Origin of the sequence: Streptomyces sp. NPDC087300 (assembly GCF_044744425.1) — a bacterium.
Lineage (GTDB): Bacteria > Actinomycetota > Actinomycetes > Streptomycetales > Streptomycetaceae > Streptomyces.
Genome location: NZ_JBIUYI010000001.1, coordinates 1288271 through 1307506 on the forward strand (window position 1 = coordinate 1288271; position 19236 = coordinate 1307506).

The 19236-nt window shown below is 72.6% G+C and carries 18 protein-coding genes; 8 read left to right on the forward strand and 10 right to left on the reverse strand.

Going from position 1 to position 19236, the window contains the following annotated elements:
- Nucleotides 1-88: 88 nt before the first annotated feature.
- Nucleotides 89-997, reverse strand: coding sequence for a hypothetical protein (locus ACIO9J_RS05215; protein WP_401992722.1), 909 nt, complete (start codon nt 995-997; stop codon nt 89-91).
- 217 nt (nt 998-1214) lie between these two features.
- On the opposite strand from ACIO9J_RS05215, the gene ACIO9J_RS05220 reads away from it, so the two are divergent.
- Both ACIO9J_RS05220 and ACIO9J_RS05225 read left to right on the forward strand, forming a co-directional pair.
- Nucleotides 1215-2408: a CaiB/BaiF CoA transferase family protein gene (locus tag ACIO9J_RS05220; RefSeq protein ID WP_401992725.1), complete on the forward strand. Its 1194-nt coding sequence runs from the start codon at nt 1215-1217 to the stop codon at nt 2406-2408.
- Nucleotides 2405-3571, forward strand: a complete 1167-nt coding sequence (locus ACIO9J_RS05225; protein ID WP_401992728.1) for an acyl-CoA dehydrogenase family protein — start codon at nt 2405-2407, stop codon at nt 3569-3571. The genes ACIO9J_RS05220 and ACIO9J_RS05225 overlap by 4 nt, the downstream gene beginning before the upstream one ends.
- A gap of 130 nt (nt 3572-3701) precedes the next feature.
- On the opposite strand, the gene ACIO9J_RS05230 is transcribed toward ACIO9J_RS05225, so the two are convergent.
- Together ACIO9J_RS05230 and ACIO9J_RS05235 are read right to left on the reverse strand one after the other, a co-directional pair.
- Nucleotides 3702-4259 carry a YbaK/EbsC family protein gene (locus ACIO9J_RS05230; RefSeq protein WP_401992730.1) on the reverse strand — a complete coding sequence of 186 codons (558 nt, stop codon included), beginning with the start codon at nt 4257-4259 and terminating at the stop codon, nt 3702-3704.
- A 19-nt stretch (nt 4260-4278) separates the two neighbouring features.
- Nucleotides 4279-4863: a helix-turn-helix domain-containing protein gene (locus tag ACIO9J_RS05235; RefSeq protein WP_401992733.1), complete on the reverse strand. Its 585-nt coding sequence runs from the start codon at nt 4861-4863 to the stop codon at nt 4279-4281.
- A 104-nt stretch (nt 4864-4967) separates the two neighbouring features.
- On the opposite strand from ACIO9J_RS05235, the gene ACIO9J_RS05240 reads away from it, so the two are divergent.
- Nucleotides 4968-5831, forward strand: coding sequence for an EamA family transporter (locus tag ACIO9J_RS05240; protein ID WP_401992736.1), 864 nt, complete (start codon nt 4968-4970; stop codon nt 5829-5831).
- A 71-nt stretch (nt 5832-5902) separates the two neighbouring features.
- Here ACIO9J_RS05240 and ACIO9J_RS05245 read toward each other — a convergent pair whose 3' ends face one another.
- Nucleotides 5903-6640: an acyltransferase gene (locus ACIO9J_RS05245; protein WP_401992739.1), complete on the reverse strand. Its 738-nt coding sequence runs from the start codon at nt 6638-6640 to the stop codon at nt 5903-5905.
- 142 nt (nt 6641-6782) lie between these two features.
- Here ACIO9J_RS05245 and ACIO9J_RS05250 point away from each other — a divergent pair, with 142 nt between their 5' ends.
- Nucleotides 6783-7316, forward strand: a complete 534-nt coding sequence (locus tag ACIO9J_RS05250) for a gamma carbonic anhydrase family protein (protein WP_401992742.1) — start codon at nt 6783-6785, stop codon at nt 7314-7316.
- A gap of 1 nt (nt 7317) precedes the next feature.
- Here the strand turns inward: ACIO9J_RS05250 and ACIO9J_RS05255 are convergent, their stop codons facing one another.
- From ACIO9J_RS05255 to ACIO9J_RS05270, 4 genes are all read right to left on the reverse strand, one after another.
- Complete coding sequence (locus ACIO9J_RS05255) at nt 7318-8010, reverse strand: DedA family protein (RefSeq protein ID WP_401992745.1); 693 nt, start codon at nt 8008-8010, stop codon at nt 7318-7320.
- A gap of 55 nt (nt 8011-8065) precedes the next feature.
- On the reverse strand, nt 8066-9736 hold the full coding sequence (locus tag ACIO9J_RS05260; protein ID WP_401992748.1) for a carboxylesterase/lipase family protein: 1671 nt from the start codon (nt 9734-9736) through the stop codon (nt 8066-8068).
- On the reverse strand, nt 9733-12222 hold the full coding sequence (locus tag ACIO9J_RS05265; RefSeq protein ID WP_401992751.1) for a beta-glucosidase: 2490 nt from the start codon (nt 12220-12222) through the stop codon (nt 9733-9735). The genes ACIO9J_RS05260 and ACIO9J_RS05265 overlap by 4 nt, the downstream gene beginning before the upstream one ends.
- 262 nt (nt 12223-12484) lie before the next feature.
- Complete coding sequence (locus ACIO9J_RS05270; protein WP_401993082.1) at nt 12485-12928, reverse strand: DUF4442 domain-containing protein; 444 nt, start codon at nt 12926-12928, stop codon at nt 12485-12487.
- Nucleotides 12929-13226: 298 nt separating this feature from the next.
- Here ACIO9J_RS05270 and ACIO9J_RS05275 point away from each other — a divergent pair, with 298 nt between their 5' ends.
- The 4 genes from ACIO9J_RS05275 (at nt 13227) to ACIO9J_RS05290 (ending at nt 17994) form a co-directional block, all read left to right on the forward strand.
- On the forward strand, nt 13227-14204 hold the full coding sequence (locus ACIO9J_RS05275; protein WP_401992753.1) for a hypothetical protein: 978 nt from the start codon (nt 13227-13229) through the stop codon (nt 14202-14204).
- Nucleotides 14205-14293: 89 nt separating this feature from the next.
- Nucleotides 14294-15346: a hypothetical protein gene (locus tag ACIO9J_RS05280; RefSeq protein WP_401992755.1), complete on the forward strand. Its 1053-nt coding sequence runs from the start codon at nt 14294-14296 to the stop codon at nt 15344-15346.
- A 101-nt stretch (nt 15347-15447) separates the two neighbouring features.
- Complete coding sequence (locus ACIO9J_RS05285; RefSeq protein WP_401992758.1) at nt 15448-16527, forward strand: hypothetical protein; 1080 nt, start codon at nt 15448-15450, stop codon at nt 16525-16527.
- Between the two features lie 93 nt (nt 16528-16620).
- Nucleotides 16621-17994 carry an MFS transporter gene (locus ACIO9J_RS05290; RefSeq protein ID WP_401992761.1) on the forward strand — a complete coding sequence of 458 codons (1374 nt, stop codon included), beginning with the start codon at nt 16621-16623 and terminating at the stop codon, nt 17992-17994.
- Here ACIO9J_RS05290 and ACIO9J_RS05295 read toward each other — a convergent pair.
- Together ACIO9J_RS05295 and ACIO9J_RS05300 are read right to left on the reverse strand one after the other, a co-directional pair.
- A complete protein-coding gene (locus ACIO9J_RS05295; RefSeq protein WP_401992764.1) occupies nt 17956-18852 on the reverse strand; it encodes a spermidine synthase in 897 nt (298 codons plus the stop codon). The genes ACIO9J_RS05290 and ACIO9J_RS05295 overlap by 39 nt on opposite strands.
- Before the next feature lies 1 nt (nt 18853).
- A complete protein-coding gene (locus ACIO9J_RS05300; protein ID WP_401992767.1) occupies nt 18854-19036 on the reverse strand; it encodes a hypothetical protein in 183 nt (60 codons plus the stop codon).
- Nucleotides 19037-19236 lie beyond the last annotated feature (200 nt).

Below are 19236 nucleotides of genomic sequence, written 5' to 3' on the forward strand. Positions count from 1 at the left end.
TCCCCTACGAACACCCTGGCAGGGCGCCTGCCACTGCCCGAACCGCGGCCCCTCCACTCCCCGGACCGCACCCCAACGGCCCTCAGACTCAGCCGAACGTCACCCGCGCACTCGCGTGCCGCTCCTCGCGACGGCTCGCGATCCGCAGTTCCGCGCCGGCCGGATCCCCCTCGGCGCCCGATTCGGTCACCGGCTCGCCCGCCGCCACCAGCTGCTCCCCCACGAAGAGCGGCTCGCGCAGCCGGTACGACAGCGAGCGCACCGTCCGCTCCGGAGCGTGCTCGCGGACCAGTTCGAGCATCAGCAGGACGAGCAGCGGGCCGTGCACGACGAGCCCGGGGTAGCCCTCGACGTCCTGGCAGTACGGCGTGTCGTAGTGGATGCGGTGCGCGTTGGCGGTCAGGGCACTGAACCGGAAGAGCAGCGTCGGCGTGGGCCGCAGGACCTCGGCCCAGGGCGCCTTCGCGGGCGGGGCGTCCGCCGTGTCGAGCCCGAAGCGGGTGCGGCGGCGGGCGTCCTCGCCGCTGCGGTAGACCACGTCCTGCTCCTCGACGACGCGGACCGTGCCCTCCTGGCTGATCTCGTGCCGGACGGTCACGAACACCATCTCGCCGGTGCGGCCGTGCTTGACCTCCGTGCCGACGACGGCGCTCGTGCGGCGGGCCGGGGCGCCGGCCAGGAGCGGCGCGGCGAACTCGGCCCTGCCGCCCGCGATCATCCGCCGCCGGTCGGGAACGGGCGGCAGGAAGGGGCCGTCCGCCGGGTGCCCGTCCGCGCCGAGCCGGCGCTGCTCGGGCCAGTCGAGGAAGTACAGCCAGTGCCACAGGGGCGGCAGCGGCCCGCCGTGCGCGGGGGCGGTGTCCGGCCGGTCGAGTACCGCGCCGAGGGCCGTGCCGGGCGCGGCGGGCAGCGGATCCGTGGTGGTGACCGGGGACGGGTCCCACGCGGCCAGGTACGGCGCGAGTCCCTTGGGGCGGCCGGGTGGTGTGTGCTCCATGGTCACCTCTTGTGCCGTACAAATCCGGCTCAAGCCTCCGTCGCGGCGCGTACCCCGTCAACCCCACCCGCCGGAGGGCATGGTGGACAGGGCCCATTGACGCTCCCCGATTCGGCCGGACAAACTCGGCGCCGGGCCCCGGCCCCGCGCCACCCTCGACCGCCGACGATCCCGCCCCGGCCGCAGCCGCTGCCGCCCCATCCGAGGGAGACACCCCGTGCCCCATCCCCTCCCCCTCGCCGGCATCACCGTCGTCAGCCTGGAGCAGGCCGTCGCGGCGCCCTTCGCCACCCGACAGCTCGCCGACCTCGGCGCCCGGGTCATCAAGGTGGAGCGCCCCGGGGGCGACTTCGCGCGGCGGTACGACACGACGGTGCACGGCAACGCCAGCTATTTCGTCTGGCTCAACCGGTCCAAGGAGTCGCTCACCCTCGACCTCAAGTCGGAGCGCGGCAGGGAGATCCTCGGCGAACTCCTCGCGGGCGCCGACGTGTTCGTGCAGAACCTCGCGCCCGGCGCCGCCGACCGGCTCGGCCTGGGTCACGAGGCCCTTCAGGCCCGCCACCCGTCCCTGATCCCCTGCACCATCAGCGGCTACGGCACGGATGGGCCCTGGGCCGACCGCAAGGCGTACGACCTGCTGGTGCAGTGCCAGACGGGGCTGCTCCAGCTCACCGGGACGCCCGACGAGGCGGTGCGCGCGGGGATTTCGGTGGCCGACATCGCGGGCGGGATGTACGCCTACACCGGCATCCTGTCTGCGCTCTTCACACGGGCGACGTCCGGACGCGCGCCGACCGTTGAGGTCTCCCTCTTCGACGCGCTCGCCGAGTGGGTGAGCCAGCCCGCCTACTACACGCGGTACGGCGGCACCCAGCCGCCGCGCGTGGGCGCCCGGCACGCGACGGTCGCGCCGTACGGCCCGTTCACCGCGGCCGACGGCAAGGACGTCCTGCTCTCCGTGCAGAACGAACGCGAATGGGCCGCCCTGTGCGCCGAGTTCATCGGACGGCCCGAGCTGACGGACGACCCGCGGTTCGCCACCGGCGCGGACCGGGTGGCGCACCGCGACGCACTCGACGCGATCATCTCCGCGCGCAGCGCCGAACTCGGCAGCGCCGAGATGATGAAGCTGCTCGACCGCGCCAACATCGCCAACGCGGGCGTCAATTCGGTCCACGAGTTCCTCGACCATCCCGTCCTGACCGAGCGCGGGCGCTGGCGGGACATCCGGGTGCCGGGCACGGACGCGCCGGTGCAGGCACTGCTGCCGCCCGCCGCGCTCGGCGGGGTGAGCCCCCGCATGGACCCGGTGCCCGCCGCGGGCGAGCACACCGAGGCGATCCTGCGCGAGCTGGGCCGCGGCCCGGACGACATCGCACGGCTCCTCGCGGAAGGGGTCTGCCGGTGAGTGCCCTGGACACCCTGCCCGCCGAGGAGCGGCTGGTCGTGACGACCGTACGGGACTTCGTCGACGCCCAAGTGAAGCCGGTGGTGAGGGAGTTGGAGCACGCCGACACCTATCCCGAGGCGCTCATCGAGGGCATGAAGGAGCTGGGCGTCTTCGGGCTCGCCGTCCCCGAGGAGTTCGGCGGCACCCCCGTATCGACCGCCTGCTACGTCCTGGTCACGGAGGAACTGGCGCGCGGCTGGATGAGCCTGGCGGGCGCGATGGGCGGCCACACGGTCGTCGCGAAGCTCCTCGTGCACTACGGCACCGAGGCCCAGCGGAGCCACTGGCTGCCCCGGATGGCCACCGGCGACGTGCGCGCGACCATGGCGCTCACCGAGCCGGAGGGCGGCTCGGACCTCCAGGCGCTGCGCACGGTGGCGCGCCGCGACGGTGAGGCGTACGTCGTCGACGGGTCGAAGACCTGGATCACCAACTCCCGCCGCTCACAGCTCATCGCACTGCTCTGCAAGACCGATCCGGACGCCGAGCCACGGCACCGCGGTATCTCCGTGCTGCTCGCCGAGCACGGTCCGGGCCTCACCGTCTCGCGCGACCTGCCGAAGCTCGGCTACAAGGGCGTGGAGAGCTGTGAGCTGTCCTTCGACGGCCTGCGCGTGCCGGTCGGCTCGCTCCTCGGCGGTGTCGAGGGCCGTGGCTTCGGCCAGATGATGAAGGGCCTGGAGACGGGGCGCCTCCAGGTCGCCGCCCGCGCGCTCGGCGTGGGCCGCGCCGCGTTCGAGGACGCGCTGCGCTACGCACAGCAGCGCGAGTCGTTCGGCGTGCCGATCTGGCAGCACCAGTCCATCGGCAACTACCTGGCGGACATGGCCACTTCGCTCTCCGCGGCCCGCCAGCTCACCCTGCACGCGGCCCGCGAGGCCGACGCGGGGCGGCGCGTGGACATGGAGGCGGGCATGGCCAAGCTCTTCGCGTCCGAGACGGCCATGCGGATCGCCCTGGACGCGGTGCGCATCCACGGCGGGCACGGCTACTCCACGGAGTTCGACGTCGAACGCTACTTCCGCGACGCGCCGTTGATGATCGTCGGCGAGGGCACCAACGAGATCCAGCGCAATGTGATCGCCCGTCAGCTCGTCGCGCGCGGCGGCCTGGACTCCTGAGCGGTACGGGGTGGCGGCGGCCAGACGCGACGACAGCGCCTACGCCGGCTCGCCCGCGAGCTGCCGTTCTGTCTGACGACGGCGTTCCTGCCGCCGGACGTGGGCCGTCCGCTGTCCGGCCGCACGGGGCTCAGGCGACGCCGAGCCCTTCGATGACGACCGCGTTCGGCAGACCGGCGAACACCTTGCCCGGCACGATCAGCTTGCCGCGCCGGCTGCCGCTGCCCACCAGGACGTACGGCAGATCGGCCACGGCCGAGTCGACGAGCAGGGGCCAGGCGGCGGGCAGCCCGATCGGCGTGATGCCGCCGTACTCCATGCCGCTCTCGCCCGTCGCGGTCTCCATCGGCGCGAACGACGCCTTGCGGGCGCCGAGTTGGCGGCGCACAACGCCGTTCACGTCCACCCGCGTCCCGGACAGCACGAGGCACGCGGCGAGCGTCGTCTCGCCGCCGCGCTTGCCCGCGACGACGACGCAGTTGGCCGACTGGGCGAGCAGTTCGGGGCCGTAGTGCTCCAGGAAGGTGGCCGTGTCCGCCCACTCCGGCTCGGTGTCGACGTGCACCAGCTCCTCGGCGGGCACCGGACCGTGCCAGTCCCGCACGGCCGCGGCGACGGGTGCGACCAGCAGGTCGAGGACTTCGGGGGCGGGGTGGACGACGTCGAATTCACCGAGGGGAGCACGCATGGCGGCACGCTAACAGCCGTCAGTAGGAGGCGGCGTGAGCGGGCGGCACCGAGACCGACATCGTCATGGTGACCGGCTCGGCGCCCTTGTTGTGGTAGCCGTGCGGCACGTCGGCCTCGAACGTGGCGGCGCTCCCCGCGGGCACGGTGTGCTCCACGCCGTCGACCAGCAGCGTCAGTTCGCCCGCCGAGACGTGCAACAGCTCCACGGTGCCCGGCGGGTGGGCGTCGGAGTCGCTGCCCTCGCCCGGCATGAGGCGCCAGGCCCAGAGCTCGAAGGGGCCCCGGGCCTCGGTGCCGACCAGGAGCGTGGTGCTGCTGCCCGCGTCCGTGGACCACATGCGCACGGCCTGCTCGGGCGGGACCAGGCGGACGTGCGAGCCCTGTTCGTAGTCGAGGAGGGTGGTGATGCTGACGCCCAGGGCGTCCGCGAGCTTCACCGTGATGCCCACGCTGGGGTTGGTCCTGGCCTGCTCGATCTGGATGATCATGCCGCGGCTGACGCCCGCGCGGGCCGCGAGGGCGTCGAGGGTGAAGCCCCTCTCGGTCCGCCAGCGCTTGAGATTGCGCGCGAGCGACTGGGTCAGCTGGTCGAGGTCCGACACATTCCGTCCAATATCTTGGATGACAGAGTTCACTGCATTGAACTACGGTGTGGTGCACCTGATGGTTCCCGATGGTTCAACACACTGTACTGCGAGGGTCCCCGATGACCGCACTGTTCGCCCTGGCAACCAGCCTCCTGTGGGGCCTCGCCGACTTCGGCGGCGGACTGCTCACCCGACGCATCCCCGCCCTCACCGTGGTCGTCGTCTCCCAGGCCATCGCGGTCGTGGTCCTCGGCGCCGTCGTGGTCGCGACCGGCGCATGGACGGAGTGGGGCCCGCAGTTGTGGTTCGCGGTCGGCGCGGGCCTGGTGGGACCCGTCGCCATGCTCGCCTTCTACAAGGCGCTCGCGCTCGGCCCGATGGGCGTGGTCTCGCCGCTCGGCTCGCTCGGCGTCGCGGTACCGGTCGGGGTCGGCCTGCTCCTCGGGGAACGCCCGGGGCTCGCCCAGTTCGCGGGCATCGCGGTGGCCGTCGCGGGCATCGTCCTGGCGGGCGGCCCCGAACTGCGCGGCGCCCCCGTACAGCGCAGGGCCGTCCTGCTCACGCTCGTCGCGGCGTTCGGCTTCGGCGGCGTGATGGCCCTGATCGCCGAGGCGTCGACCAGCCTCACCGGCCTCTTCCTCGCCCTCTTCGTCCAGCGCGTGACCAACGTACTGGCGGGCGGCACGGCCCTGTTCCTCTCGGTCAGGCGCGGCGGCAGGGCCCTGCCCGAGGACACCGGCATCAGCGCCGTCCGCGCCGCGCTCCCGGCCCTCGCGTTCGTGGGCCTGGCGGACGTCGCGGCGAACGGCACGTACTCGGTGGCGGCCCAGCACGGCCCGGTCACCGTCGCCGCGGTCCTGGCCTCGGTCTACCCGGTGGTGACGGCACTGGCGGCCCGAACATTCCTGAACGAACGCCTCCGCGGAATCCAGGCGGCAGGGGCGGGGTTGGCGCTGGTGGGCACGGTCTTGCTGGCAAGCTGAACGGAGGCGGCGCCCCGTCAGGGGCGCGGGGAACGGCGCGCCCAGCCCCCACCACCCCGCGGAAGAGAGACCTAGACGTCCCCCAACTCCCCTAGCGCCAGCAACTGCTCCGAGGTCACCCCATCAGGAATGGGAACAGGCGCAGGCGTACGAAGCGGCGGCTGCCACCCCGCCTCCGCACTCCACGTCCGCACGACACGCGCCGGCGCCCCCGCGACCACCGCGTGGTCCGGCACCTCCCCCCGCACCACGGCCCCCGCCGCGACGACGACGTTGCGCCCGATCCGCGCCCCCGGCAGGATCACCGCGCCGGTGCCGATCCAGCAGCCGGACCCGATCTCCACCGGCTCCATCCGCGGCCACTGCTTGCCGATGGGCGTGTGCGGATCGTCGTACGAGTGGTTGGTGGACGTCACGTACACATAGGGGCCGAAGTAGCAGTCGTCGCCGACGGAGACCGTGGTGTCGGCGATGACATGGCTGCCGCGGCCGAGCACGACGCCGTTGCCGATGCGCAGGATCGGCTCGGGCCCGAGGTCGAGGTCCGGCATCATCCCCGCGGTGAGCGTGACGTGTTCGCCGACGATGCAGTGGTCGCCGAGCCTGATCCAGGGCTCCCCGAACACCGTGCCCTGCGGGAACGCGAGCTTCGTGCCCTCGCCGATCGCGCCGAACCGCAGCCGTCCGGGGTGCGCCGCCGTCACCGCGCCCCTGCGCTGCACCCACGCCCAGCCCGCGTGGACGGCGCGCTGCGCGATGCGGCGCCGCGCGGCGGCAAGGGATGAGAACGTGTTCCTGTTCTTCGGCACGCGCTCACGTTACTCAGTGCCCCGGGGCCGCGCAGGCCCCCGTCCTGTGATCTTCACCCCACGCGGCGGCACCCGGCCGCCCGTCCCGTACGGTGCCGTCAGGCGCGACGCGAGACGGACGCACGGCAGAGGGAGCGAGTCGATGGGCCACGAAGCACTCATCACCGGCATCGGCGGCAAGGATCCGAAGATCGACCAGGACGCCTTCACCGCGCCCACGTCCGTCGTGATCGGCGAGGTGACGCTGCACGCGGGGGCGAGCACCTGGTACGGCGCGGTGCTGCGCGCCGACTGCGGCCCCATCGTCATCGGCGCCGAGAGCAACATCCAGGACAACTGCACCCTGCACGTCGACCCCGGCTTCCCCATCACGGTCGGCGACCGCGTCTCGGTCGGTCACAACGCCGTCCTGCACGGCTGCACCGTCGAGGACGACTGTCTGATCGGCATGGGCGCCACCGTCCTCAACGGCGCGGTGATCGGGGCCGGTTCGCTGGTCGCGGCGCAGGCCCTCGTGCCCCAGGGCATGGAGGTGCCCCCGGGCTCGCTCGTCGCGGGCGTGCCCGCGAAGGTGCGCAGGCAGCTCACGGACGAGGAGCGCGAGGGCATCTCGCTGAACGGCACGATGTACGTGGAGCTGGCGAAGGCCCACCGCGAGGCCCACGCCGGAGAGTGACTCAGTCGGTGGCCGGTGCGGCCTGCACCGGCTGCCGCTCGGCGGCCGGTGCCGCCGCGCCGGTACCGGTACCGGCGAGCTCCGCCTCGGCCGCCGCCTTCTTCGCCCGGCGCCTGACGATCAGCATCGAGGTCAGGCCGATCAGCACGGCGGCGGCGAGCCCCAGGTACGAGAAGCGCTTGAGCCAGTCCTCGGCGACCACGCCGATGTAGTAGATGACGGCGGTGGTGCCGCCCGCCCAGACGATGCCGCCGAGGACGTTGGCGATCAGGAACTTCCAGTAGGGCATGCGCAGGACGCCCGCGAGCGGTCCCGCGAAGATCCGCAGCAGGGCGACGAAACGGCCGAAGAAGACCGCCCACATGCCCCACTTCTGGAAGGACCGCTCGGCGCTCGCGACGTTCGCCGCGCTGAAGTGCTTGGGGAACTTCCCCTCCAGCCAGGCCAGGAGCGGCCGTCCGCCCTTGCGCCCGATGGCGTACCCGATCGAGTCACCGATGATGGCACCCGCGCTCGCGCACGCCCCGAGCACGACGGGATCGATGTCGCCGTGCTGGGACGACAGGAGCGCCGCGGAGATCAGGACGATCTCGCCGGGCAGCGGAATGCCCAGGCTCTCCAGGCCGATGACGAGGCCCACCAGCGCGTAGATACTGACGGCTGGTACGTGCTCCAGCCACTCCTGGACGTGCAACGCCGGTTCCTCCGTAGTGCTGTGCGTATGAGACGGGCAGCCTCCCCGGAGGCAATCACTCCGCAGGAACGGTGTCCCAGAGGCCGCACCGGTGCTCGCCGTGCACACCCGCACTGATCCCGATGCCGCCCGCCGACGCGGTGCGCAGCGACAACACCCGCCCCGGCCGGACGCGCTGGTCGGGCGCGGTCGGCGCGCCCTGCGCGCGGGGCACTCCGTCGCGGACGAACGAGCCCCAGTAGCGCACCATCTGCCGTGACAGGGCCCGCTGTTCGGCGTCGAGCGGCGTCACGAGACCGAAGTGCTTGAAGAGGTACTGCACCTCGTTGACATGGGTCGCGCCGAAGTCGAAGTCCGTGTCGAGCGCGCGCAGCGAGGCAAAGGGCGGCGAGGTGCGGTCGGCGAACTCGTAGGCGTAGACGGGTCCCCGGCCCGCGAGCGCCTTGTTCATCCGCAGGGCGGTACAGGCGAACATGCGGTCGCCGAGCGCCGCGCCGTAGGCGAGCGTCGGTGAGGCGTGCGCGCGGAGCGGGTACTCCTTCAGGACGCGGCCGGCGAGCTCGGGCCCGTACGCCTCGGTGAGCGCGGGCCCGTACCGCTCGGCGGTGAGCGGGGTGCCCTGCCCGTCGAACTGCGAGAAGGCGAAGAGACGCCCCTCGTCGCTGTTGGCGCCGTTCAGGACCGGCACCCGGGCCGCGCTCCCGTTCTCGTACGCGCGTTTCGGCTGGACCGGCAGGAAGGCGCCGCCGACGACGGGCCCCCAGTCGAAGCCGGCCTGCGCGGCGAGGATGTCCTCGGCGGGCCTGGCCCGCAGACAGGCGAGGGCCGTCGCGGGGTCGGGGCACCCGGCCTTCTTCGCGAACGCGGCCCCGTCGCCGACGGCCCGCCGGTGCTCGCGGCCCGCGCAGTCGCCGTACGCGCCGCTCTCCACGATGCCCGCGCGGTAGAGGCCGCGCGCGGTGGGCGAGGCGAGCATGGTGCAGACCGAGCGGCCGCCCGCGGACTCGCCCGCGATGGTGACGCGGCGCGGATCGCCGCCGAAGCCGCCGACGTTGGCGCGCACCCAGCGCAGCGCGGCCTGCTGGTCGAGCATTCCGTAATTGCCCGACACGCGGTCGGACACCTCGCGGTCGAGCCCTTGGGCGGCGAGGAACCCCATGGCGCCGAGGCGGTAGTTGACGGTGACGACCACGGTGCCGGTCTCGCGCGCGAAGGTGTCGGGCACGATGTCCTGGCCCGCGCCCGCGACGAGCCCGCCGCCGTGCAGCCAGACCAGCACGGGGCGCTGCCGCCCGTGGTCCGCGCGCCCCTCGGGGCTGTACACGTTCAGGTCGAGGCAGTCCTCGGTGTGGCTGGGGTTCTCGTATCCGGGATCCCAACTGGCCGTCTGTACACAGCGGTTGCCGAACTCGGTGGCCCGGCGCACGCCCTTCCAGGGCTCGGCGGGCCGCGGCGCCTTCCAGCGCAGCTCGCCGACGGGCTGCTCGGCGTAGGGAATGCCGAGGAACTGGCGCCCCTCCACGGTGGACCTGCCCCGGACCCACCCGGCGTCGGTCCGCACGAGCGTGCCGCCGCCCCGCGACTGCGCCTGCCGCTCCTGCACGCGCTGTTCCTGTGCCTGCTGCGTCTGCTGTGCTTGTGCCTGCTGTGGCACCACGGTGGTCACGACGGCCACCGCCAGGACGGCGACGGCCGACGCGGCGCGTCTTATCCGGTTTCTCCTCATGCGCTGGCTCCCTTGACGAAGACGGTCCCCGAGAGGGGCAACTCACATGCGCTCGTGCCTACTTGCACGGTCCTGCGGCCGGTGCCGAGGACCCAGTCGTGGCGTTCGGCGTCCCACGCCGAGAGGGTCCGCCCGGAGACGTGGACGGTCAGGCGGCGCCGCTCCCCCGCGCGCAACGCGACCCGCCGGTAGCCGCCGAGGGCCCGCTCGGCCTGCGTCAGCTTGAAGTCGGGCGACGGGCCGACGTAGACCTGCGCCACGGTGACGCCGTCGCGGTCCCCGGTGTTGCGCACGGTGAACTCCGCCTCGACCGCGCCGCGTTCAACTCGACGCAGCGTCAGATCCGTGTAGGAGAAGGAGGTGTACGAAAGGCCGTGCCCGAAGGGGAAGAGCGGCCGCACCCCTTCGGCGTCGTACCAGCGGTACCCGACGTGGATGCCCTCCGTGTACTCCTCGACCCCGTCGACGCCCGGATACCGGCGCGGGTCACCGGCCGTCGGATGGTGGCGGTCGTCCACGGGGAACGTCTGGGTGAGTCGCCCGCCGGGGTCGCAGTCCCCGAACAGGACGGCGGCGGTGGCGGCCGCGCCCTCCTGCCCGGGGTAGTACATCTGGAGCACGGCGGCGGTCCGCTCCAGCCACGGCATCGCGGTGGCCGACGAGGTGTTGAGGACCACCGCGGTCCGCGGGTTGGCCGCCGTCACCGCCCTGATCAGGGCCTCCTGGTGCCCCGGCAGGGCGAGCGCCGTGCGGTCCTGGCCCTCCGTCGCGTCCTCGTACGCGAACAGGACGACGGCGTGCGCGCCGCGCGCCGCCCGTACCGCATCGGCGACGTCGGCCGCGCGCGTGGCTCCCGTGACGCGCCTCAGCCGGAACGTCTGCCCCTGGTCGCCGCCCTCGGCCCGGATCGTCAGGCGGTGCCCGCCGCGCGTGAGGGCCCGCGTGGCGCGGCGCACGTTCAGCCCGTCGGGCGCCGACGAGGTCAGGCCGCCGGTGAAGAACTCGGCGACGCCCGGCAGCGTCGGGTAGAGCTCCTCGCCCGCCAGCTCCACCTTCGGCCGCTCGCCCGAGTAGTGCACGACGAGGGTCCACTCGTCGCTGTCCGCGACGGTGAGCGTCCCCTCGTACGTCCACTCCTTGCCCGCGGCGACCTGCTGGCCCTCCGCGTCGAAGCCGGGCGTGAGCGCGGCGCCGGGCAGCGGCTTGCCGTAGAGGTCCTCGCCGAGCGCGTGCGTCACCCGGGCGCCGCGCCCCGCGCGGGACGTGATCGCGTCCAGCGGCGCCCGCGCGTGGTCGGGCACGACATGGGCGCTGCCGCCGCCGCTGACGAACGGGTACGTGGCGGTGGGTCCGATGACGGCGATGTCGCGGGCGGCGCGGCCGGTCAGCGGCAGCGTGCCGGGGGTGTTGCGCAGCAGTGTGGCGCCCGCCTTGGCGACCTCCAGGGCGACGGCGGCACCGGCCTTCGGGTCGCGCCGCGGCCGCGGCGGGACGCTCCCTCCGAGCAGCCCGAACCGTTCCATGACGCCGAGGATCCGGCGCACCGAGCGGTCGACCTGCGCCTCGGGGACGCTGCCGTTCTGGACCGCGCGCTTCAGGGCGGCCCCGAAGTAGCTGTCGTCCGGCATCTCCATGTCGAGGCCCGCGGCGATCGAGGCGACGGTGCTGTGCTGCGCGAACCAGTCGGTCATCACCCAGCCCGCGAACCCCCAGCGCTCGCGCAGGACATCGCTGAGCAGCGTCTTGCTCTCGCAGGCGAAGGTGCCGTTGACCTTGTTGTAGGCGCCCATGACCGCCCCGGCGCCCGCGCCGACGGCGGCCTCGAAGCCGCGCAGCTCCGTCTCGTGCAGCGTCCGCTCGTCCGCCCGCACGTCGACGGACATGCGGTCCTTCTCCTGGTTGTTCAGGGCGAAGTGCTTGACGGTGGCGATGAGGCCCTCGCCCTGGATCCCCTTGATCTCCTCGGCGACCAGGTCGGCGGCGAGCAGCGGGTCCTCGCCGAAGGTCTCGAAGTTGCGGCCCGCGTACGGGGTGCGGATGAGGTTGACCATCGGCGAGAGCAGCACGTCCTGCCCCAGGGCGCGCCCCTCGCGGCCGATCACCCGGCCGTAGCGGCGGGCGAGTTCGGGGTCGAAGGCGGAGGCCAGCATGACGGGCGCGGGCAGCGCGGTGGCACGGGCGGCGACGCGGACACCGGCGGGGCCGTCGGCGAGCCGCAGCGGCGGGATGCCGAGGCGCGGCACACCGGCGACGTAGCCCGCCTGGCCGAGCCCCTTCGGGTCGTCCGCGCCGTGCAGCAGGGAGATCTTCTCGTCGAGGGTGAGCCTGCCGACGAGGGACTCGACGCGGGGGCCCGCGCCGGGTGACCGTCTCGCGCGGACCGCGGCGTACGACGGGACCGCCACGCCGACGGTGACCGCGGCGGCCACGGTGATGGCACCCCCGAGCAGCCCGAGAGCGGACCGCCGTGACATGGAGTGGGACATGAGCCGTCACTTCCTTCTGCGCCTTCGAGCATTCGACCTTTGAACGCACTATGCGACAAAACAGACTTGACGCTTCGTTAGACACCACGAGGGACGGCGGGAAAACTATGACTGGCGCTGACTCGTGTCAACGAGTTGAACAAGACCTTCAACGAACCCGGGCCCGCGAGGAGCCCCGGACAGCGCGACGCCCGGGACGCGTACTACCGCGTTCCGGGCGTCGGGGTCGAAGGCCGCGGGTTCAGGGCCCGACGGCGAGGGATCAGCTGGGGTCGTTCGGGCGCAGGGTCCAGACGACGGTCATCTCGCCGGTCACGGCGCCGTCCTCGCGCTGGATCGCGATGGTCACGGGGAACTCGGGGCGCTTGCCCTCGTCGAGCTCGGCGACCACGTCGGCGGCCGGGCGGCCGAGGGTCGCGGTGGCCGTCACGGGCCCCATGGCCAGCTTCTTGTACGAGATCTCGGCACTGACCGCGAGCGGCACGGCCCGCGAGAGCTGCGCGCCGAACGCGGCGAGCACGATGGCCCCGCTCGCGGACTCGCCCAGCGTGAACATGGCGCCGGCGTGCGGCCCGCCGACGTGGTTGTGGTAGTCGCTCTGGTCGGGCAGGGCGACCACGGCCTTGTCCGGCGCGGTCTCACGGAACTCGAGGTTCAGCGTCCTGGCCATCGGCACCGTGGCGGCGAGCATCTCGCCGATCGACATCTGGTCTGCGCTCATGGCGGTGATGTTACCCACGGGTAGCGATGCTTGGCCAGGACTCCGGGGCCGACGAGATCACCGTCACCTAGGGTCTTTCGTTTGGATCAGGCCGGATCAGGGAGCGGGGTCTGGTGCGTGCGATCGCAAGGCGGAGGAGGGCGGCAACGCGGAGCGTTGGCAACCGACGACAACGCAGGAGGGGGCACCTCCCTGCTCGAGCGAAGCCGAGAGCTTGGGGGAGGGCGTGCCAGACCCCGCGAGCCCGGCCTGATCCAAACGAAAGGCCCTAGGGTGGCTCCCCATGTGGCAAGGACAGCAGCCGCCCGGGGGCGAGCAGAACCAGCAGGACCAGGGGCAGAACCCGTACCAGCAGCCGGGGTACCAGCAGCCGAACCCCTACGGGCAGCAGCCCCCGTGGAACGCGCCGACGGCTCCCGGGGGCCCTCAGGGCACACCGCCCGAGCCGCCGCGCGGCAGCGGTGACGGACGGCGGACCAAGCTCATAGCCCTGGTCGCGGCGGGCGCCGTGGTCGTCGCCGCGGGCGTCACGGGCTTCCTGCTGCTCGGCGGCGACAAGGACGACACCGCGGAGCCGGACCCGACGCACCCCGCGTCCGGCTCGCCGTCCGCCGACGCCTCCGACGACTCCAACCCCCGGACCGGGGACGACGGCGAGCCGGGGCCGACCGTGCCCGGCTGGAAGGTCGTCGTCAATCCGCGCCGCGGCCTCGCCTTCGACGTGCCGCCCGGGTGGGCCCTGGAGTCGCGGGACTGGGCGGGCGGCGTCGTGAAGGAGGGCGACGAGGAGGAGACGTACCTCGCCGCGTTCGCCGCCCCCGCGTACTACCAGCAGAAGTGGTGCGCGAGCGACGAGGACAAGGACGGCAGGGCGGACTACACCTCGCTCGCCGCCGCGGGCACCCGGGGCAACAGGGGCGTCAAGAGCACCGAGCAGGCCGCGCGGAACGACGCCACCATGTGGGTCTACGGCGCGTACACCCAGCCCGACAAGAAGAAGGTCACGACCGGCGCCGTCGAGTCGTACACCACCAAGTCGGGCCTCAAGGGCAGCCTGGTGAGCGCCAGTTCGGCCGGGGTGGACACGCGGGCCAAGTGCGCGTCCGACGGCAAGGCCACCGTCTTCGCCTTCAGGGACTCGGGCGGCGAGTTCGCCTCCTGGTCCTTCCACGGCGCCAAGGGCGTCAAGAACGAGGTGCCGGAGGCGACCGTGCGGAAGATCCTCGCGACGGTGCGGGAGTACGAGGTCCCCAAGGACTGAGCGGGCCTCAAGTGCCGCGCGGGCCGGGGGAAACCGTCGTCCGGGGCGGCTGTGATCTTGCTGTCGGCGCACCCGTATCGTTGCCCGCCATGTGGCAAGGACAGCAGCCGCCCGGGGGCGAGCGGAACCAGCAGGACCAGAGCCAGAACCCGTACCAGCAGCCGGGGTACCAGCAGCCGAACCCCTATCAGCAGCCGGGATATCAGGCGCCGAACCCGTACCAGCAGCAGCCTGCCGCGTACCCGCCCGCTCCTGGCAGCGGCGGCGAGGGCGGGGACGGGGACGGGGGCGGCCGGAGCAACAGGTCCAAGGTCATCGCCGTCGTCGCGGCGGCCGCCGTGGTCGTGGCCGCGGGTGTGACCGGATTCCTGGTCCTCGGCGGCGACAAGGACGGCGAGGTCGGCAAGGGCGGCAAGGACACCGAGGCCGGCGCCCCCGCCGGATCCCCGGCCCAGAAGCCCGGCTCCGAGGCCGGCTCCGAGCCCGGCGGCAGCGGCGGCAAGGAGAGTGGCGACGACGAGCGCGGTACGGACGACGGGCCCGAGCCGACCGTCAAGGGCTGGCAGGTCGTGGTGAACCCCAAGTGGGGCACCGCCTTCGACGTACCGCCCGAGTGGGAGATACAGAACCCCGGCTCGGCGATCGCCCTGGAAGACATCAAGACCGGCAAGCCGCTGATGACCATGTCGGCACCGGCGTACCTGCGGTCCGCGTGGTGCGTCGCCGACGACAACAAGGACGGCAGGACCGAGGACCACGAGCTCGCCGCCGTGGGCACCAAGGGCGCCAAGGGCGCGAAGAACACCGAAGAGGTCGCGGTCAACCAGGTCGGGTGGTGGATCTACGGCGCCTACACCCAGCCCGACAAGAAGAGCTTCAGCTCGGACGCGAAGGCCCAGCCGTACACGACGAAGTCCGGCATCAAGGGCAGCATCGCCCGCGCCAAGTCCACCGACACGCCCATGACGGGCAAGTGCGCCACGGACGGCAAGGCGATCACCTTCGGCTTCAAGAACGCTTCGGGCGAATACGTCGCGTGGAGCCTCTACGGTGCCACCGGGGTCAAGGACGAGATTCCCGAGGCGACGGTCATGAAGATCCTCAGCACCGTGCGCACCCACCGCGACCCGGACGAATCCTGACCCTTTCCACCCCTTGCTCCGGCCCGCTCGGGGACCCCGGGCCCGTCCCTTCGGGGGCGCCCGTGGCACAGGGCCCCCACCCCCCTCTATGGTTACTGGCCATGTGGCCAGAACAGCAGCCGCCCGGGGGCGAGCAGAACCCGCAGGACCAGAGTCAGAACCCGTACCAGCAGCCGGGGTACCAGCAGCCGAACCCGTATCAGCAGCCGGGTTATCAGCAGCCTCAGCAGCCGGGCGGCTATCCGCCGCCTCCGGCGCAGCCGCACTCGGGCGGATACTCGCAGCCCGAACAGCCGCAGTGGGCGGCTCCGACGCCGCCCCCGATGCCGACCGTGCAGCAGGGCGGCGCCGGCGGTGGCGGCAACGGCGGCGGTGACAAGAAGACGAAGATCACCGCGATCGTCGCCTCGCTCGCCGTGCTCGCCGCGGCCGGTGTCACGGCCTTCCTCGTCCTCGGTGGTGACAAGGACGACAAGGTCGACAGCGCGGGCCCCAAGCCCTCGAAGTCCCACAGCAAGAAGCCGAGCCCGACGCCGACGGGCGAGAACGAGCGCGGCGCCGAGGGCGACAAGTCGACCGTCGACGGCTGGCAGGTCGTGGTGAATCCCAAGTGGGGCACCGCCTACGACGTCCCCGCCGACTGGAAGGTGGAGACGCCCGACACCCTCATCGGCTTCGAGGACGAGAAGAAGGGCGACGGCAGCGCCCTGATCATCATGTCCGCGCCCGCCGTCCTCAAGGAAAAGTGGTGCACGTCGGACAGCAACAAGGACGGCAAGGAGGACGACACGTCCCTCGCCGTCGTCGGCACCAAGGGTCAGAACGGCGCGAAGAACACCAAGGACGTCGCGCGCAACGACTCGGCCTGGTGGGTGTTCGGCGGGTACACCGACCAGAAGAAGGAAGACAAGAAGAAGATCAAGATCGGCAAGATCGAGGACTACACCACCAAGGCCGGCATCAAGGGCAGCCTCGTCACCACCGTCACGGACGGCGCCGCCGGATCCGGCAAGTGCGAGTCCGAGGGCAAGGCCACCACCTTCGCCTTCAAGAACCAGTCCGGTGAGTACGTCGCCTGGACCCTCTACGGCGCCAAGGGCGTCAAGGAAGAGGTCCCGGACGCCACGGTGAAGAAGATCCTCAACACCGTCCGGTGGAGCACGGCCAGCGACGAGTCCTGAGCCGCGGGACGTACCGGGCCCGGCTCCGCGCCACACCGGGCCACCAGGAGAAACCGTTTGGCAAGTCGGCCGCCCGCCGGGGATAGTCCCGGGGTGACGACTCCAGCCCCCGCCCTGCGCCGCCCCTCCTGGGCGGGCCGCAACTACACGCTGCTGACCGCCGCCGCGATCGTGACGAACCTCGGAAGCCACGGGGCACTGATCGCGGCGGCGTTCGCCGTTCTCGACACGGGCGGCGACGGCGGGGACGTCGGCCTGGTGGCGGCGGCGCGGACGCTGCCGCTCGTGCTGTTCCTGCTGATCGGCGGCGCGGTCGCCGACCGGCTGCCGCGCCACCATGTGATGGTCGCCGCCAACACCCTCAACTGCCTCTCCCAGGCGGCCTTCGCGGTCCTCGTCGTCGCGGGCGAGCCGCAGCTGTGGCAGATGATGCTCCTGACCGGGCTGGGCGGCGTCGGGCAGGCGTTCTTCGGCCCGGCCTCCGAGGGCATGCTGATGTCGTCCGTCAGCGGCGAGCAGGCCGGCCGGGCGTTCGCCCTGTACCGGATGGCGATGCAGGGCGCGGGGCTCGGCGGCGCCGCGCTCGGTGGTCTCCTCGTCGCGGCGATCGGCCCCGGCTGGGTGCTCGCCGTGGACGCCGGGGCCTTCGCGGTCGCGGGGGCGATGCGCGCGTTCCTCGACGTCGGCCACATTCCGCCGCGCGAGCCCGGCGGCGGACTCCTCGCCGATCTGCGCGACGGCTGGCGGGAGTTCACCGGGCGGCCCTGGCTGTGGTCGATCGTGGCGCAGTTCTCCGTCGTGGTCGCCGTGGTGGGCGCCGCCGAGGCGGTCTTCGGCCCGCTGGTCGCCCGCGACGAACTGGGCGGCGCCGGACCCTGGGGCCTGGCGCTCGGCGCGTTCGGGGCGGGCACCGTCGGCGGCGCAGTCCTGATGCTGCGCTGGAAGCCGCGCAGACTGCTCCTCGCGGGCACCCTGTGCGTCTTCCCGCTCGCCGCCCCTTCAGCGGCGCTCGCGGTGCCGCTGCCGGTGGCCGGGCTCGCCGCGGTGATGTTCGTCAGCGGCGTGGCGATCGAGGTGTTCGGCGTCTCCTGGATGACGGCGATGCACCAGGAGATCCCGGAGGAGAAGCTGTCGCGCGTCGCGGCGTACGACTGGTTCGGCTCGGTCGCGATGGTGCCGCTGGCCACCGCGCTCGCCGGTCCCGCGGAGTCCGCGTTCGGCAGGTCCGCCTCGCTGTGGGGCTGCGCGGTGCTCGTGATCGTGGTGACGGCCGCGGTGCTCTTCGTCCCCGACGTACGCAACCTGACGCGGCGCACGAAGGAGGTGGCCGGGGGCCCGGGTCTCGGCTCCCCTGCCGCCGCCCTGGCCGCGACCGCGATCCCTGCCCCTACTCCGGCACCTGCACCTACCCTTGCTCCCGCTCCCGCCTCAGCCGATGCTGAAGGCCCCGTCGGGCGGCTCGGGTGAGGGGACCGCGTCCTCGTCGCGCACCGGCCTCGCGTCGCCGATGAGGCGCCGCAGCGCCGCCCCGTGCTCGACCCGCGCCGGAAAGACGTCGGACGCCGCGCGCCGGGTCAGGGCCGCGATGTCGAGCGGCTCGTGCGAGGCGACGAGCACCGCGTTCCCGAAGCGGCGGCCGCGCAGCACCGACGGCTCGGCGATCAGCGCGAGCTCCTCGAAGACCGCGGCGAAGGTGGCCAGTTGGGAGCGGAGGAAGGCGAAGGGCGCGCCGTCGGCGAGGTTCGCGGCGTAGCGTCCGCCGGGCCTGAGCACGCGCGCGGCCGTCCTCGCGTAGGCGACGGTGGTCAGGTGCGCGGGCACGCGTGAACCGCCGAAGACGTCGGCCACCAGGATGTCCGCGCTGTCGTCCGGCGCCTCGTCGAGCCACGCCCTGGCGTCGGCGCCGTGCACGGTGATCCCCGCGTCGTCGGCAGGCGGCAGTTCCTCGGCGACCAGCCGGAGCAGCCCGCGGTCGGCCTCCACCACGTCCTGCCGGGATCCGGGCCGGGTGGCCGCGACGTAGCGGGGCAGGGTGAGGGCGCCGCCGCCGAGGTGGAGCACGTCGATCGGCAGCCCCGGCTCGGCCGCGGTGTCCAGGACGTGGGCCAGGCGCCGCGCGTACTCGAACTCCAGGTGCGTGGGCGCGTCCAGATCGACGTACGACTGCGGGGCGCCGTCGACCGTGAGCAGCCAGGCCCTGGCCCGGTCGACGTCGGGCATCAGCTTGGCGGTGCCGTGGTCGACGTCCCGGATCACCGGGATCGCCTCGTCACCGGCTTCGTCCTCGAACTCGTACTCGTCCACGTGCCCATTGTGCCCGTGCATCTCAGCCGAGCAGATTCCAGTGCGAGCTCGCCCCGACGAAACCACCGGCACTGGCGAGCCAGCCCATCAAGGTCAGGGACATCGACAGCCGAAGGTGCCGCCCCGCGTCCACGCGCAGACCATGACGTCCCAGGGTCAGCTGCCACGCCGGCGGCGACTGCTCGCTCTTCTTGTTCGCGCTCACGGCCATTTCCTCTTCTCCGCGTTCTCTCCGCGTTTCCCGGCAGCCCCGAACACCGGTGGAACGTACGGCTGATGACTCCATGTCATCCCGGCCCCTCCTCTCCGACCGAGGAATCGGGCCGGACCCGAACGAGCCCGAAACACTGCGTCGCACCGCCGAAAGACGTGGAAGGGGACCGAACTTCGCCGAGGATTCCGAAG